This is a genomic window from Pseudomonas sp. SIMBA_068 (assembly GCF_046534705.1).
GTDB lineage: Bacteria > Pseudomonadota > Gammaproteobacteria > Pseudomonadales > Pseudomonadaceae > Aquipseudomonas > Aquipseudomonas putida.
Window position 1 is genome coordinate 216250 of sequence record NZ_JAWRYI010000004.1, and the last position, 16101, is coordinate 232350.

Sequence of the window (16101 nt, forward strand, 5' to 3'; positions counted from 1 at the left end):
ATCAGTCACCGTCGTTGGCATTGAAGCCCAGCTGGATGTTCAACGCCTTGGCCAGCTCGCCTTCGTGCAGGCGGTGGACGACGTTGAGGCTGTCGTAGATCTGGTTGAGGGTTTGCTGGCCAGCGTCGTCGGCCAACAGCTCACCGAGGGTTTTCTGATTGTCGGCCAGCAGTTTGAGCGAGGTAGCGTAGGCGGCGTCGATCTTGTCCGCCAGCGCTTTCTGATCGCTGGGCAGCAGGCCACGCAGGCCCTGGTTGTCGACCCCGACCCAAACGGTTTCGGCGGCCTTGAGGGTGGCCTCCAGGCTTTTCAGCGAGTTGTGGCTGCGCCAGGCTTCGGCTTGCAGCGGCTGCGCGATGCCCTTGCTCTGGCGACCCATCGGCGCACCCAGCTTCTTCTTCAGGGTATCCAGGGCGGTGACCTGGGAGCGCAGCAGGTCGGCGATTGCCTCGTGGGAATCGGCGTAGCGCTGGTTCGGGAACTTGGTCATCTGCGAAAGCATGCCGTCGGTGCTGTTCCAGCCCTTGAGGATCTCCTCGGCCAGGACCTTCTGGTGTTCACCGATGGCCACCAGCAGCGGGCAGTAGCGGGCTTTCTGCTCGGCCGTGGCGATGTCCGGCTTGCTGTCGAACAGGATGTACTCGTAGGCCGACAGGCCACGAACCACCACGCTGGACTTGCCCAGGGTCGTGGCATCGACCGGCTTGTCGCCATTGACCAGCTGTTCGACCTGGCGGCCGACCAGGTTCTTCTTGTCGGGCCAGAACTGTACCTGCCAGGCGCGGTTGCCTTCGGCCAGCGGGCCGACCAGCAGCGGCTGCAACTCGGCCCAGGCCTTTTGCGCGTTGAGGAAGTCGGCGCGGGCCTTGTCCAGGTTTTCCTTGCCTTCGCAGTAGGCCAGGGCGCTGGCGGCCAGCGCGCGATCGGCTTCGACCCAGCGGCTGTAGGTGGGCAGAATGACCTGTTTGGCGATGGCGGCAGAGGTCACTGCTTGCGGATCCTGCGGCGAGCAGGCACCGAGGGCGAGTGCGGCGAGGCTGGTGAACAACAGTTTGGGTCGGAACATGCCCGGCTCCTTTGCGCGTTTTAAAGTGAGTTCAGGAACGCCAGCAACGCGGCGCGCTGCTCGGCATTGAAAGTGAGTACGAAGTTGCGTGCCGCGTCGGCTTCGCCACCATGCCAGAGCACGGCTTCAAGCAGGTTGCGGGCGCGGCCGTCGTGCAGGAACTGGCTGTGGCCGCTGACCGTTTCGTTCAGGCCCACGCCCCACAGGGGCGGGGTCCGCCAGTCCTGGCCGTTGGCGGCAAATTCGGTGCGTTCGTCAGCCAGGCCCGGGCCCATGTCATGCAGCAGCAGGTCGGTGTAAGGGCGGATGACCTGGTTGGCCAGCTCTGGCTCGGCGGCATCGGCGGCGGTGGTGAACTGCGGAGTGTGGCAGCCCTGGCAGCCGGCCTGGTAGAACAGGTTCTTGCCCGCCAGCACCTGCGGCGCGTTCACATCGCGGCGGGCCGGTACGGCCAGGTTGCGGGTGTAGAAGGTGACCAGGCGCAGGATGTTGTCGCTGACTTCCTTTTCGCCATCGGCACCGTCACCGTTGGGCGCGGCCAGGCAGTCGGCCTGGGCAGGGGTGCAATCGTCCTTGGGTTGCAGGGTACTGGTCAGGCCCATGTCGCCGACAAAGGCGTGCACGTTCTGCTGGTTGACGTTGGGCTGCCCGGCCTTCCAGCCGAAGCGACCGACCACGGTCTTGCCCTGGGCGTCGTCCCACACCCGGTTGGCCCGCCCGCGAATGCCGTCGCGGTTGTGGTCGTCCGGGTCTTCGTTGGCCAGCAGGTCGGCTTCGGGGATGGCTTCGAGCAGGCCCAAGCCGATCATCGGGGGGGCTACCCGCGCCGAAAAACGGGTGTCGGGGTGCATCACGCCATAGCCGAGCTGGGTAATCTGCAGGGTTGGCTTGCGCAGCTCGACCTGGTGGCCGTCCTTGAACGACACGGTTTCCTGGGTGTAACTCACCCGCACCTTGCCTTCTGGCGCCACGCCAGGGATGGCCATGTCCTGCAACTGGGTGCCGTACACCGGCTCCGGCACCACGCCGAGGCGCTCGATGACTTTGGCCAGGTAGGGCTGGTCGGGGATCGACAGGCGTACCAGCATGCCCACCGCGTTGCTGTCATCCGGCTCTGGCGGGTGGCCACGGCCATCGCGCACATGGCAGTTCTGGCAGGCGTTGGTGTTGAACAGCGGGCCCAGGCCATCACGTGCGGTGGTGGTGGACGGGGCGATCACCCAGGGGTTGCGGAAGAAGCTGTTGCCCACGGCGAAGTCCAGGCGCCGCTCGGGCGAGAGGTTGGCCGAGGGCAATGAATAGGCGTTGCGGTCGCTGCGCTGCACGGTCGCCTTGCCACCCGACAACGCTTCGCCGGGCTCGGCCTGGGTGAAACGCGGGGCGTCGTCACAGGCGGCGAGGGCAAGGGTTAGCAGCAGGGGGGAAAGTCGGGACAGCGACGAGGACATCAAGGATCCTGGGCGTGAGCGAAAACCGGCGTGCAAGCTTAGCAAAGTGGGGGTGTTTGAATAAGAGCAATTTGCAATTGCTGGATGAAATCGGTGTCAGTTGGCCAGTGTTTTTGATGGCCTGGTCGGGCCCTATCGCCGGCAAGCCAGCTCCCAAAGGTAAACCACCAGCCTCAAAACCTGTTGAGTACCTGTGGGCGCTGGCTTGCCTGCGATAGGGCCAGATGCCAAAAAGGCGACCCGAAGGCCGCCTTTTCTGAGAACCGCTACAGCAAGATCAGAATTCGTGATCTGCGGTGTCCGGGTTCAGGTTGGCAATACCCAGCTTGCCTGCAGCCTGCTCGATCGCACCGGTCTGCTTGACCAGGGCGGCGATGGCGTCACGCACGATCTGGTTGCCGGCTGCGTTGTCGGCGGCGATCAGCTGGTCGTAGTGCTCGCCTTTGAGGGCGTGGTCGACGATCACCTGGATCTTGGCTTCGGTGGCTTCCAGGTCGGCCTTGAGGGTGGCGTCGGCGGCCGGGTCAGCCTTGGCGACCAGCGACGACAGGCTCGGGCCGGCCACCTTGGTGCCGTCCGGGCGGGTGTACTCGCCCAGGTAGACGTTGCGGATGCCTTTGGCGTCATAGAAGTGCGAGTAGTGGGTGTTGTCGCTGAAGCAGTCCTGCTCGTCTTCCGGCGAGTTGGCTTCCAGCGAAACTTTCATGCGCTCGCCAGCCAGTTCGCCCAGCGACAGGCTGCCCATGCCGAACAGCATCTTGCGCAGGCCGTCGTTGACAGGCTCTGCTTCCAGCTTGGCACGGTAGTTGTCGGCAACGTTCGGCGCCCAGTTGCCGACCATCTCTTCGAGGTCCTTGACCAGCAGGTCGGTGACCGCTTTCAGGTAGGCACGGCGGCGATCGTTGTGGCCGCCAGTGGCGCCCTGGCCTTCCAGGTAGTCCGACGCAGGGCGATTACCAGCGCCTGGGCCGGTGCCGTTCAGGTCCTGGCCCCAGAGCAGGAACTCGATGGCGTGGTAGCCGGTGGCGACGTTGGCTTCAGAACCGCCCAGTTCGTTCAGGCTGGCCAGCTTCTCGGGGGTGATGTCCTTGACGTCGACCTTCTCTTCGCCCACCTGGATCTCGGTATTGGCGATGATGTTGGCGCCGGCGGCCGGGTTGCCCAAGGCGTGCTCGTAGCTCTTGTCGACGTAGTCGATCAGGCCTTCGTCCAGCGGCCAGGCGTTCACCTGGCCTTCCCAGTCGTCGATGATGGTGTTGCCGAAGCGGAAGGCCTCGGTCTGCAGGTACGGTACGCGCGAGGCGAACCAGGCTTCCTTGGCGGCCTTCAAGGTTTCGTCGTTGGGCTTGGCCAGGAACGCGTCGACTGCAGTCTGCAGGGCCTTGGCGGTGCTCAGCGAGTCGCTGTACACGGCGTAGACCATTTCGGCGTAGTGCTTGACCACGGCTTTGCCGGCGGCTTCGTCGACAGCCCCTGGCGCAGCAGCGGTGGTGCTGGCGGCAGCAGCAGGTGCCTGGGCTTGCGGCGCGGCGGCTTTGTCGTCCTTTTCACCGCAACCGGCGAGAGCGATGGCAATGGCCAGCAGACTGGCGGAGGCCAGAGGCATTCGAATCATTATTGGTTTTCCTGCATCGTGTGGTTGGACCAAGGGGTGGACCGTGCGCCGTGGCACGCGAAACCGCAACATCATGCGAAAGATTTGCATTTGCTGTAAAGGGGCGGGCGTGCAATTCATGTAATTGCCGGTCACAGCCTGTAACCCGGCAGGCCGGCTCAGAGCATCGAAACCTGATTCCGCTGCGCCTGCTTGAGGAAACTGGTCAGCTCACGGGCCGACAGCGGCTTGCTGTAGTGATAGCCCTGGCCCTCGTGGCATCCCTGGGCAACGATGTAGGTTTCCTGTTCGGCGGTTTCCACCCCTTCGGCAATCACCTGCATGCCCAGGCTCTTGCCCAGCTGGATGATGGCCCGAACGATGGTGGCGTCGTCATCGTCGTCGAGCAGGTCCTGGACGAAGCTCTTGTCGATCTTGATCTTGTCCAGCGGCAGTGATTTCAGGTAGCTGAGCGACGAATAGCCTGTGCCGAAGTCGTCGATGGCAATCAGCGCCCCGGAGCGGCGCAGGCTCAGCAGGTGCTGGGCGGCCGTGCTGATGTCTTCCATCAGGCCGGTCTCGGTCACTTCCAGCTCCAGGCTGCGTGGCGGCAGGCGGTAGGCCTGGAGAAGGTTGTTGACCACCCGCGGCAGTTCACTGTGGTGGAGCTGCACGGTGGACAGGTTGACCGCCATGCGCAGCTCGCTGAAGCCTTGGTCGTGCCATTCGCGCAGTTGCCGGCAGGCCTGGTCCAGTACCCATTCGCCGATGCTGATGATGCTGCCGTTCTGTTCGGCCAGCGGAATGAACTGGTCCGGCGGGACCATGCCCAGCTCCGGATGCTGCCAGCGCAGCAGCGCCTCGACGCCGACCACGCGGTGGTCGCGGTAGCTGATCTGTGGCTGGTACACCAGGTACAGCTGGTTGCGCGGCAGGGCTTCGCGCAGGTCCTTTTCCAGCTCGCGCCGGCGGCGCATCTCGCTGTCGACGCTGGCGATGTAGAACTGGTAGCGGTTGCGCGAACGGGCCTTGGCCAGGGTCATGGTCTGTTCGGCTTTCTGCAGCAGCTTCTCGGTGCTGTCGCCGTCTTCGGGGAACAGGGTGATGCCGATGGTGGCGCGCAGGCGGATCTGCTGGTGGTGGTCGAGGTCGAAGGGCACTTCCAGGTCGTCGAGGATGCTTTGCGCCAGTTCGGCCGCCTCGTAGGGCTGCTCGATATTGGCCTGCACCAGGGCAAACTGGTCACCGCCCAGCCGCGCCAAAGCGCCCAGGCGGCCGCTGTGGGCCCGCAGGCGGTCGGCCAGGGCCAGCAGCAGCTGGTCACCGACCTGGTAGCTGAACTGCTCGTTGATGCCCTTGAAGTCGTCCAGGCCCACGCACAGCACCGCCACACGGTGTTGCAGGCGGCCGCCGTCGACGAGAATCTTGTCCAGTTGCTGCTGCAGTTGCTGGCGGTTGGGCAGGCCGGTGAGAAAATCGTACTGGGCCATGCGCTGCAGGCTGTTTTCGGCTTCATGGCGCAAGTGGGTATTGCGCTCGATCGATGCCAGCAGCTGGTTGGCGGTATTGACCCAGAGGCCCAGTTCGTTCTTTTCGTGGCCCTTGAGTAGCGGTATCTGGTGCTGGCTGGGGCGGTCGGGGTTGATCTGGGTGAGGTGCTCGATGATCTTGGACAGCGGCTTGGTCAGGAGCCAGTGGTAGACCAGGTACAGCACCAGGCCCATGGCCAAGGCCCGCAGTACGCCGGAAATGAAGATGATCACCGCGTTGATCAGGAAGTCTTCGCCGTAGGATGAGGTGTCCAGGGTAATGCTCAGGTCGCCGTAGTATTCGCTGTAGGGGCCGCGGCCGACCAGTTGCGTGGTGTAGGTGCGTTCCTGGCCGAGGATCGGGTCGGTCAGCCAGCGCATGGACATGTCCTGCAGCGGGCGGGACTTTTCTGCCAGCATGGTTTCGTTGGGGTGGCCGATGGACGCCATGCGCACCGACTCGTCCTGGAACAGGCCTTCCATCACCTGCATGCCCATTTCGCGGTCGAGGCTGTACACCGCCTGGGTGGAGGGGTCGCGGAACATGTCGAGGATGCGCTGGGCATCGTTGTTCACGGCCTGGCGGGTCTTGTAAGTGTCGTAGACAATTTGCGCACAGCTGAGCACGACGCCAACCGCCAACGCCGACAGCAGCACGACCCTGAGCAACTTGACCGACAAGCTGTTCCGCAATTCCAGCTTCAATGGGGTTTCCTTAATCCATGCGCATGGCATCATTTTGCCATCAACGATGACGATACACTACCGGCCGATCATGAGCAGTGTATCGGTTGCCTGACCCCGCAACTTGAGTGCGCTGTGTCAATCTTCCAGAGGTTTGATGTTAGCGCGGTATACGGGCTGAGCAAGCAAAACCGTGCCGGCCTCTGCGCGGGCACAGGCATAAAAAAACCCGGCACATGGCCGGGTCTTTACGTTCAGGGCTGAAGGACTCAGGCCTTGAAGGTCTTGCCTTCGAACTGCTCGGCAACGAAGGCCCAGTTGACCAGGTTCCAGAACGCCTCGACGTACTTCGGACGCAGGTTGCGGTAGTCGATGTAGTAGGCGTGTTCCCAGACGTCGCAGGTCAGCAGTGGGGTGTCGCCGCTGGTCAGCGGGCAACCGGCGCCGATGGTGCTGGCCAGGGCCAGGGAACCGTCAGCTTTCTTCACCAGCCAGCCCCAGCCGGAACCGAAGGTGCCAACCGAAGTCTTGGTGAACTCTTCCTTGAACTTGTCGAAGGAACCGAAAGCGGCGTTGATGGCTTCAGCCAGGGCACCGGTAGGCTGGCCGCCGCCGTTTGGCGACAGGCAGTTCCAGTAGAAGGTGTGGTTCCAGACCTGAGCGGCGTTGTTGAAGATGCCACCCGAAGAGGTCTTGACGATCTCTTCCAGGGTCTTGCCTTCGAATTCGGTGCCTGGGACCAGGTTGTTCAGGTTCACGACATAGGTGTTGTGGTGCTTGTCGTGGTGATACTCCAGGGTTTCCTTGGAGATGTGCGGCTGCAGGGCATCGTGGGCGTACGGCAGCGGCGGCAATTCAAAAGCCATGGTGGATCTCCTGATTCAGGTCTAGTTCGCGGTTTGCGCAGGGCCGATCACGGGCGGCCCTCTGAGCGTCGGCGAGTTTGTACTCTTTGCGACGCAAGGGGGCGATCATAGCACCAGCCCCGGCGCATAACCACGCAACAAACATAGGGAATAGAGGTTCCGCAGCGGTTGGCGGGTACCGACCAGTGGTGGTCGTTTCCAGGCCAACCGATGTGTGCCGGGCCATGCAGGCCAGAGCTCAGTTGAAGATCAACTGCGCCGCCACCGCGAACATCATCACCGCCACCATCAGGTCGAGCATGCGCCAGGTCGCCGGGCGGGCCAGCCACGGTGCCAGCCAGGCCGCACCGATCGCCAAGGTCGAGAACCACAGCAGCGAGGCACTGGCCGCCCCGGCCACATAGGCGCCAGGCTCGGTCTGCTGGGCGCCCAGCGAGCCGATCAGCAACACCGTATCAAGGTAGACGTGCGGGTTCAGCAGCGTTACCGCCAGCGCACTGAGCAGTACGGCACGGCGCGAGCGCATGCCTTGGCCTTCCTGGTGCTGCAGGCTTTGTTTGGAAAAGGCACTGCGCAGGGCTTTGGCGCCGTACCAGATGAGGAACAACGCGCCGCCCCAGCGCGCAACGGCCAGCAAGGTCGGGTTTTGCGCCAGCACCGTGGCCAGGCCGAATACCCCGGCAGCCACCAGCAGAGCGTCACAGACAATGCACAGCGCCGCTACCGGCAGGTGATGCTCGCGGCGCAGGCTCTGGGCGAGGACGAAGGCATTCTGGGTGCCGATGGCCATGATCAGGCCGAAGGCCACCAGCATGCCGTTGAGATAGCTTTGCCACATGGCGTGCCCTCCATAAAGGAAACTAAAGATGCTGGCCATTGTGGTGGTTGGCGCTGTATAAGAAAAACAAATAAAGCTGATCAGGCATTAGGGAAATCGATGTTCGACTACAAGTTGCTCGCCGCCTTGGCGGCGGTGATCGAACAGGGTGGTTTCGAGCGTGCCGCGCAAGTACTGGGCCTGTCGCAGTCGGCCATCTCCCAGCGCATCAAGCTGCTTGAAGCGCGGGTCGGGCAACCGGTGCTGGTGCGTGCCATGCCGCCCAGCCCGACCGAAGTCGGCCGCCAGTTGCTCAACCATGTGCAGCAGGTGCGCCTGCTTGAACGTGACTTGCAGCGCCAGGTGCCGGCGCTGGACGAAGAGGGCATGCCGGAGCGCCTGCGCATCGCCCTGAACGCCGATAGCCTGGCCACCTGGTGGGCCGGTGCGGTGGGCAACTTCTGTGCGCAGCAGAACGTGCTGACCGACCTGGTGGTAGAAGACCAGGAAGTGGGCCTGAAACGCATGCGTGCCGGCGAGGTGGCGGCCTGCCTGTGTGGCAGTGAACGCCCGGTTGCCGGGGCGCGCAGCCTGCTGCTGGGGGCCATGCGCTACCGGGCGTTGGCCAGCCCCGGCTTCATGGCGCGGCATTTCCCCCAGGGTTTTGTCGCCAGCCGCTTGGCCCGAACCCCCGCTATCGTGTACGGCCCGGATGATTTCCTGCAGCATCGTTACCTGGCATCACTGGGCATCGAGGACGGTTTCCTGCACCACCTGTGCCCGTCGTCCGAAGGCTTCCTGCGCATGACCGAGGCCGGGCTGGGCTGGGGGCTGGTGCCCGAACTGCAGGCTCGGGAGCAGCTGGCCAGCGGGGAGTTGGTGGAAATCTGCAGCGATACCCCCATCGACGTGCCGCTGTACTGGCATCATTGGCGCAATGGCGGGCAATTGCTCGCGCAACTGACCGACCACCTGCGGCACACCGCGCAGCAATGGCTGGTGCCCTTGTAGCCACGGCTGGCGTCAGTTGCATCTGAAATTTGGCAAGACGGAGTCTTACATGCGAATTCTGGTCACCGGCGCGAGTGGCTTCATTGGCGGGCGCTTTGCGCGCTTCGCCCTGGAGCAGGGCCTGGACGTGCGGGTCAGCGGCCGCCGCGCCGAAGGGGTCGAGCACCTGGTCAGGCGCGGCGCCCAGTTCATCCCTGGCGACCTGGGTGATCCCGAGCTGGCCCGCCGCCTGTGCCAGGGCATGGAGGCTGTAGTGCACTGTGCCGGCGCGGTGGGCAACTGGGGGCGCTACCAGGACTTCTACCAAGGCAATGTGGTCGTCACCGAAAACGTGGTCGAGGGCTGCCTGAAGGAACATGTGCGGCGCCTGGTGCACCTGTCGTCGCCGTCGATCTACTTCAATGGCCGCTCGCGCCTGGACATCCGTGAAGACCAGGTGCCGCGTCGTTTTCACGACCACTATGGGCAAACCAAGCACCTGGCGGAGCAAAAAGTGTTCGGGGCCCAGGAGTTCGGCCTTGAAGTGCTGGCGCTGCGCCCGCGCTTCGTCACAGGTGCCGGCGATGCCAGTATCTTCCCGCGGCTGATGCAGATGCAGCGCAAAGGCCGCGTGGCAATCATCGGCAACGGCCTGAACAAAGTCGACTTCACCAGCGTGCACAACCTCAACGAGGCACTGCTCAGCGCCTTGTTCGCCGATGACCGTGCGCTGGGCCAGGCCTACAACATCAGCAACGGCCAGCCGTTGCCGCTGTGGGACGTGGTCAACTACGTGATGCGCCAGATGCAGCTGCCGCAGGTTACGCGCTACCGTTCCTATGGCCTGGCCTACAGCCTGGCCGCGGTGAACGAGGCCGCCTGCATGCTGTGGCCAGGGCGCCCGCAACCCACCCTGTCGCGCCTGGGGATGCAGGTGATGAGCCGTGATTTCACCCTGGATATCAGCCGTGCGCGGCAGTACCTGGACTACCAGCCCAAGGTCAGCCTGTGGACGGCGCTGGATGAATTCTGCGGTTGGTGGAAGCATTTGCCGCCTGGGCAGTAAAGCCGCTGGCGTGACAATGGTCATCAACACGCCGCGCTTGCGGTTTATACTCGTGCCTCTTTGCGACTACCGCGGTTGAATGTATCCATGCGTAACCATGCTCACGATGACTACGATGACGTGCCTACCTTGCGGGCGGGCACCGTTGATGATGACGAACTGATGCCGGCGCACGTGGTGCGCAGCCGCCAGAAAGCCGCCCGCGGGGCCAGCACGGCGCCGTTGTGGGCGCTGCTCGGCGCTTCGTTCATCGCGTTGGCGGGCCTGGGCTGGTGGAGCTTCCAGCAGATCTCGCTGATGGAGCAGCAGCTGGTGGCGACCCAGGAGAGCTTTGCCCGCATCAGTGAAGAAGCCGCCGGGCGTTTGCAGGCGATCAGTGGCAAGGTGGAGGCCAGCGAATCCGGCGTTACTAGCAGTAGCGAGGCGCTGAAGCTGCAGTTGCGCCAGTTGCAGAAGGGTGTGGCCGGTCAGACCGGTGACTTGGGTAAACGCCTGGAGCAAGTGTTGGCTGATACCCGTGAACAGCAGAAGGCTGTGACCGAGCTGCAAAGCCAGCTGCAGGCGCAGCTGAAGCTGGTGAACGGCGAGCTGGCCGCGTTGCGTTCGGGTCAGGTTGATGGCGGCAAGCTGGATGCCCAGTTCAAAGGCCTGAACGAGCAGGTTGCCGCGCTGAAGGCCGCGCAGGTGGATGGCGGCAAGCTGGACGGGCAGCTCAAGAGCCTGGGCAGCGAAGTGGCGGCACTGAAGAAGCAGGGCAACCCGAGCGCGGCAATCCAGGGCCTGGAACAGGATATCCTTGTGTTGAAGAGCCAGATCGACAACCGCCCGGCTGCGGCAGCGTCCGGTGGTGCGTCGGTGCAGGAGTTCGATGCCTTCCGGGCGCAGATGACCCGCAACCTGAATACCTTGCAGAGCCAGATCCAGAACTTGCAGCAGCAGATCAGTGCCAGGCCCTGACATGGCAGGGGAGGGCGTTGCCCTCCTATCGCGACACAAGGCCGCTCCTACCGGAGATCGCGTTCCCCTGTAGGAGCGTCGCGATAGGGCCGCAAAGCGGCCCCGGCAATCGTGATTACAACCGCGGATAATCGATATACCCCACCGGCCCCTTGCCATAGAAAGTCTCAGGCCGCGCCTCGTTCAACGGCGCATCCGCCGCCAGCCGCGCCGGCAGGTCGGGGTTGGCGATGAACGGCACGCCAAACGCCACCGCATCGGCCTTGCCACTGGCCAGGGCCGCATTGGCGCTGGCTTTGTCAAACCGCTCGTTGACGATGTACAAGCCGCCGAACGCTTCTTTGATCAATGGGCCGATGCTGTCATCCGCTTCCCGCTCCCGCGAGCAGATAAAGGCAATGCCCCGCTTGCCCAGCTCGCGAGCCACATAGCTGAACGTTTCGGCGCGGTCGGCATCACCCATGTCGTGAGCATCGGCACGCGGCGCCAAGTGCACGCCTACGCGGTTCGCGCCCCACACTTCGATGGCCGCATCGGTCACCTCCAACAGTAGGCGTGCACGGTTTTCCAGCGACCCGCCATAGCGGTCGGTGCGCTGGTTGGTGCTGCTTTGCAGGAACTGGTCGAGCAGGTAACCGTTGGCGCCGTGAATCTCTACACCATCGAAACCGGCAGCCTTGGCGTTCTCGGCACCGCTGCGGTAGGCCTCGACGATGTCGTTGATTTCCTCGGTTTCCAGCGCGCGCGGGGTGGGATAGTCACTTAGCGGGCGCACCAGGCTTACATGGCCCTTGGGCTGGATCGCGCTAGGGGCAACCGGCAGCTCGCCGTTCAGGTAGCTGGGGTGGGAAATACGGCCAACGTGCCACAGTTGCAGGAAGATGCGCCCGCCGGCGGCATGCACGGCCTTGGTGACGTTGTTCCAGCCACGCACCTGCTCATCGTTCCAGATGCCGGGGGTATCCGGGTAGCCGACGCCCATGGCACTGACCGAAGTCGCCTCGCTGAGGATCAGCCCGGCGCTGGCGCGCTGCACATAGTATTCGGCCATCAGCGCATTGGGCACGCGGCCTTCGTCGGCCCGGCAGCGGGTGAGCGGGGCCATGATGATGCGGTTGGGCAGTTGCAGGTCGCCCAGGGTGATCGGATCGAAAAGCGTGGTCATAGCGGTTACCTGCCTTGTCAAAGTGCTTGGCGCAGTTGTTCGAGGAACGCCTCGATGGTGGCTTCGTTGCGTTTGAAGAAGTGCCATTGGCCAATCTTCTGGCTGCTGATCAGCCCGGCGCGCTGCAAGGTGGCCAGGTGGGCGGAGACGGTCGACTGCGACAAGCCGCAGCGTTGGTCGATCTGCCCGGCACACACACCGTTTTCGGTGCTGTGGTACTGGTCGGGGAACTGCGTTGCCGGGTCTTTCAGCCAGCTGAGGATTTCTCGCCTGACCGGATGGGCCAGCGCTTTTATGATTTCGTCGAGATCGAGAGGCATGGGTTGAGGCTCGTTGTAGCGGTATATCGCGATAGGGCGAAATGTAAATCGCCCGATCCCGATACACAAATACGAAGAGGTTCTGAGCTGAGTACGAATCGCTATATCGCGTTATAACGATATGCTGGTGAGCGGTGCTAGACTGCGCCCATGAACTACCTCGCACATCTGCACCTGGGCGGCCCGGCGCCGCAACAACTGCTTGGCAGCCTGTATGGCGACTTCGTCAAAGGCTCGCTGGAAGGGCGCTTTCCACCTGCGCTGGAGGCGGCTATTCGGCTGCACCGGCATATCGACAGCTACACCGATCAGCACCCGTTGGTGCTGGCCGCACTGGCGCGCTTTCCGCGTGAGCGGCGGCGCTTTGCCGGCATCGTCCTGGATGTATTCTTCGACCATTGCCTGGCGCGGGATTGGGGCAACTACGCCGAGCAGCCCCTTGAGCAGTTTACTGGCGCGTTTTATCGGGTGCTGCTGGCGGAGCCAGAGCTGCCGGGGCGGCTGGCGCGGATTGCACCGTTCATGGCAGCGGATGACTGGCTAGGGGCGTATGGCGATTTTGCCACCCTGGAGCAGGTGTTCAACGGCATTGCCCGGCGCTTGTCGCGGCCTGAGGGCATGGCGGGGGTGATGGGGGAGCTTGAGCGGCTGTATGAGCCGCTGCTGGCGGATTTTCGCGAGTTCTATCCGCAGCTGCAGGCCTTTGCAGCGGCGCAGCGTAGGGCTGAGGACCTGTAGCGCCTGTGAGATCGAGCGCCGCCCGCGCGGCGCTTCGCAGCACAAGGCTGCTCCCACATATGTTTCGGGCCAGTTATTCCTGGGGCATAGGCGCGCGGTCCCTTGGTGTTCACCTCGATATCGTGTCGGACAAACAAGGCGGTCGCGCGCATTGGTACAGGCGTAATTGGCCCGAAACAGATGTAGGAGCAGCCTTGTGCTGCGAAGCGCCGCGCGGGCGGCGCTCGATCTCGCAGGCGCCAGCTTGCCCACGCCAGGCTCAGGCAGCCCGCGCCTGCCGCCTTGGCACTGCTTCAACTTCCTCAACCCCGAACAACGCCAGGTGAATTGCCTGCTGCGCCTGCAACGCCAGCACCGCCCGTTCCTTGCCCACGCTGCCGACAGGTTGCAGCAGGTGAATGCACACCTCGCCCCGCGGCTGGGCAAACAGGCGCATCAGGTGCGACACCAGGTCATCATCGCCAATGAACGGCGCAATCGGGTCGATCTGGCCATCACGCAAATACTGGATAGCCACCGGCTGCACCGCCACGCCGCGATCGATGGCACCTGCCAGCAGGCGGCCATGGAAGGTGCGCAAGGTGCGACCGCTGGTAGTGGTGCCTTCGGGGAAGATCAGCAGCGGCCGGGCCAGCCCCAGTTGCCCGGCGATCTGTTCGCGCAGGCGCTGGCTGTCACCCCCGCCACGGCGAATGAACAGCGTGCCGGCTTTTTCCGCCAGCCAACCCGCCACCGGCCAATGACGCACCTCGGCCTTGGACAGGAATGACAGCGGCAGCAGCATGCCGAGCAGGGGGATATCGGTCCACGAGACATGGTTGCTGACCCACAGCATCGGCCGTTGCGGCAACTCACCCACCACCCGCACATCGAAGGGCAGGGCGGCGACCAGGCGTTTCATGAACAGGCAGGTCCAGCGCTGGCGGCGTTCGATGGGGGCCTTGAAGCCCAGGCGTTCACCGAGGGCGATAAGGCTGGCCATCAACATGCCCAGCAACAGTACCAGCAGCAGTCTGCTCAGGCGGGCTACTACCCGCAGCTTCGGCATCACACCGCTGCCTTGAAGTGGCGGGCGTAGCGCGGGCACAGGTCGTCGCGCTTGAGCAGGATGAACACGTCGGCCACCTGGAAGTCCTCGTCCCAGCACGGTTCGCCGCAAATCTTCGCGCCCAGGCGCATGTAGGCCTTGAGCAGCGGTGGCATTTCGGCGATGACGTTACCCGGCAGGGCCAGGCTTGGCAGCGGCTTCTTCGGTTCGGCACGCAGGTGCTCGTTGCACAGGTAGCGGTCACGCAGGCGCTGCATCACGGCATGGGCCTGTATGCCGCCATCCTGCATGGGGATGCTGGCGCAGCCCATCAGGTAGCTGTAGCGGCCCTCGTTGAGCACCTCGGCCAGTTCACCCCACAGCACGGCGATGGTGCCGCCGTTGCGGTAGTCGGGGGCTACGCAGGTTCGGCCCAGCTCCAGGATCGGGCCCTGCAGCTGCAACAGGCCGTGCAGGCGGAATTCTTCCTCGCTGTAGAAGCGGCCCAGGCTGCTGGCGGCCTGGTGGTCGAGCAGACGGGTGGTGGCCACCAGCTCGCCGGTGCTCAGGTCACGCACACCAATATGGCGGCAGTGCACGTCGTAGTCGTCCATGTCCAGGCCCTGCTCGGCACCCTTGAACTTGGCCTTGAATTCTGCGCTGAACACTTTGAAACGCAGGGCCTGGGCCTCTTGCAGCGCCGCGGCGCCAACCAGGCGTTCGGCTTGCAGACGGCGTTCAGTGCTGTTGTCGCCAGAATGAGCGATCCGAGTCATTACGAGTCTCCATAAGCCAGCCATGAGGGTTGCGGCCGGTCGGCTTTGTTGTGCAAAGTCAGCCTAGGTAGGCGCGGTGTCACCCCTGTGAATCTTTGGTGATGCTTGCGTGACACTCCCGAACCTTGACCAGAAAGCCCCAGCAAGGAGCCGTCCCATGGCCTGGTTGCAACGATTGAACGACCCGCTTCGCCACGCGCCGGCGGGCACTTTGGGCGAAACCTATGCCGCGCTGCTCGAGCGCCTCGGCCCGGTTGCCCCCTTCGAACTGGCGGCACTGGGCGGGCGCGCGATGGCCACGCCGGGCCTGGCTTTTCTGGTGGGTTACCAGGCCGCTTTGCGCGTGCTGTGGCCCAGTGCACCGCCCAGCCTCGGCGCCCTGTGCGCCACTGAGCGGCGCAGCGTAAGGCCGGCGGACATGCATACGCGCCTGGACGGTTTGCGGCTGAGCGGCAGCAAGGACTTCGTCACAGCCGGGCTGGAGGCGGAGTGGCTGCTGGTGGCGGCGCGCAGCGAAACCGCAGGCGCGGCGCCACAATTGAACCTGGCGGTGGTCTACCCCGGGGAGCCTGGCGTGACGCTGGAGCCATTGCCGACCCTGCCGCTGATGCCGGAGGTGGGCCACGGGCGCTTGCTGCTGGAGCAGGCAACGTGCGAGTTGCTGGCCGGTGACGGCTGGGATGCCTATGTGAAGCCGTTCCGCTCGCTGGAGGACTTGTATGTGCTCACGTCGCTTACGGCCTGGCTGTATGGCGTGGGGCAGGAAAGCGCCTGGCCCCAGGATTTACGGCTGCAGCTGCTTGGGCTGCTGGCAGGGTGCGCCGAGGGCAGTCGGCAGTGTGCCGATAGCGTGAGTTGCCATTTGTTGCTGGGCGGGTTGTTTGCGCAGTTCCAGGCATTGCGGGGGGCGATCGATGCGGCCTTGGCGGCAGGGCCGGTGCATTGGGCACAAATCTGGCAGCGTGACCAAGGGGTGATGACGCTGGCCGCGGCGGCGAGAGAGAAGCGGCTGAACAAGGCTTGGGCTGCTGCGGGATTGTCATGAAGGCCTGATAGGT

The 16101-nt window shown here is 64.0% G+C and carries 15 protein-coding genes; 5 read left to right on the forward strand and 10 right to left on the reverse strand.

Annotated features, from left to right (window positions below; translation table 11 throughout):
- Nucleotide 1: 1 nt before the first annotated feature.
- From SB756_RS12635 to SB756_RS12660, 6 genes are all read right to left on the reverse strand, one after another.
- Nucleotides 2-1066, reverse strand: coding sequence for an imelysin family protein (locus SB756_RS12635; protein ID WP_341796696.1), 1065 nt, complete (start codon nt 1064-1066; stop codon nt 2-4).
- Nucleotides 1067-1086: 20 nt separating this feature from the next.
- Nucleotides 1087-2514 carry a di-heme oxidoredictase family protein gene (locus tag SB756_RS12640; RefSeq protein ID WP_016498082.1) on the reverse strand — a complete coding sequence of 476 codons (1428 nt, stop codon included), beginning with the start codon at nt 2512-2514 and terminating at the stop codon, nt 1087-1089.
- Between the two features lie 277 nt (nt 2515-2791).
- Nucleotides 2792-4129, reverse strand: coding sequence for an imelysin family protein (locus SB756_RS12645; protein WP_341796695.1), 1338 nt, complete (start codon nt 4127-4129; stop codon nt 2792-2794).
- 158 nt (nt 4130-4287) lie between these two features.
- Nucleotides 4288-6342 (reverse strand): putative bifunctional diguanylate cyclase/phosphodiesterase, encoded by a 2055-nt coding sequence (locus tag SB756_RS12650; RefSeq protein ID WP_016498084.1) that lies wholly within the window; start codon nt 6340-6342, stop codon nt 4288-4290.
- 248 nt (nt 6343-6590) lie between these two features.
- Nucleotides 6591-7187, reverse strand: coding sequence for a superoxide dismutase (locus SB756_RS12655; protein WP_341796694.1), 597 nt, complete (start codon nt 7185-7187; stop codon nt 6591-6593).
- A gap of 238 nt (nt 7188-7425) precedes the next feature.
- A complete protein-coding gene (locus SB756_RS12660; RefSeq protein ID WP_049273246.1) occupies nt 7426-8025 on the reverse strand; it encodes a LysE/ArgO family amino acid transporter in 600 nt (199 codons plus the stop codon).
- 99 nt (nt 8026-8124) lie between these two features.
- Here SB756_RS12660 and SB756_RS12665 point away from each other — a divergent pair, with 99 nt between their 5' ends.
- The 3 genes from SB756_RS12665 to SB756_RS12675 all read left to right on the forward strand — a co-directional run bounded on the left by SB756_RS12665 (nt 8125) and on the right by SB756_RS12675 (nt 11017).
- On the forward strand, nt 8125-9015 hold the full coding sequence (locus SB756_RS12665) for a LysR family transcriptional regulator ArgP (protein ID WP_410910909.1): 891 nt from the start codon (nt 8125-8127) through the stop codon (nt 9013-9015).
- Between the two features lie 49 nt (nt 9016-9064).
- Nucleotides 9065-10060 carry an NAD-dependent epimerase/dehydratase family protein gene (locus tag SB756_RS12670; protein ID WP_341796693.1) on the forward strand — a complete coding sequence of 332 codons (996 nt, stop codon included), beginning with the start codon at nt 9065-9067 and terminating at the stop codon, nt 10058-10060.
- An 87-nt stretch (nt 10061-10147) separates the two neighbouring features.
- The gene (locus SB756_RS12675; RefSeq protein ID WP_341796692.1) at nt 10148-11017 is read left to right on the forward strand and encodes an ATPase; all 870 of its coding nucleotides are present in this window, start codon (nt 10148-10150) and stop codon (nt 11015-11017) included.
- Between the two features lie 115 nt (nt 11018-11132).
- Here the strand turns inward: SB756_RS12675 and SB756_RS12680 are convergent, their stop codons facing one another.
- Together SB756_RS12680 and SB756_RS12685 are read right to left on the reverse strand one after the other, a co-directional pair.
- Entirely contained in the window at nt 11133-12182 is a 1050-nt protein-coding gene (locus SB756_RS12680; protein ID WP_016498089.1) for an alkene reductase, read from the reverse strand.
- 17 nt (nt 12183-12199) lie between these two features.
- Nucleotides 12200-12502: an ArsR/SmtB family transcription factor gene (locus tag SB756_RS12685; protein WP_016498090.1), complete on the reverse strand. Its 303-nt coding sequence runs from the start codon at nt 12500-12502 to the stop codon at nt 12200-12202.
- 150 nt (nt 12503-12652) lie between these two features.
- On the opposite strand from SB756_RS12685, the gene SB756_RS12690 reads away from it, so the two are divergent.
- Nucleotides 12653-13240 (forward strand): ACP phosphodiesterase, encoded by a 588-nt coding sequence (locus SB756_RS12690; RefSeq protein WP_410910910.1) that lies wholly within the window; start codon nt 12653-12655, stop codon nt 13238-13240.
- Nucleotides 13241-13499: 259 nt separating this feature from the next.
- Here the strand turns inward: SB756_RS12690 and SB756_RS12695 are convergent, their stop codons facing one another.
- The gene (locus SB756_RS12695) at nt 13500-14288 is read right to left on the reverse strand and encodes a lysophospholipid acyltransferase family protein (protein ID WP_341798923.1); all 789 of its coding nucleotides are present in this window, start codon (nt 14286-14288) and stop codon (nt 13500-13502) included.
- Nucleotides 14288-15043: an L-ornithine N(alpha)-acyltransferase gene (gene olsB / locus SB756_RS12700; protein ID WP_410910911.1), complete on the reverse strand. Its 756-nt coding sequence runs from the start codon at nt 15041-15043 to the stop codon at nt 14288-14290. Before olsB ends, SB756_RS12695 begins: the two co-directional genes overlap by 1 nt.
- A 157-nt stretch (nt 15044-15200) precedes the next feature.
- On the opposite strand from olsB, the gene SB756_RS12705 reads away from it, so the two are divergent.
- Nucleotides 15201-16088 (forward strand): acyl-CoA dehydrogenase, encoded by an 888-nt coding sequence (locus SB756_RS12705; RefSeq protein ID WP_341796689.1) that lies wholly within the window; start codon nt 15201-15203, stop codon nt 16086-16088.
- The last annotated feature ends 13 nt before the right edge of the window (nt 16089-16101 follow it).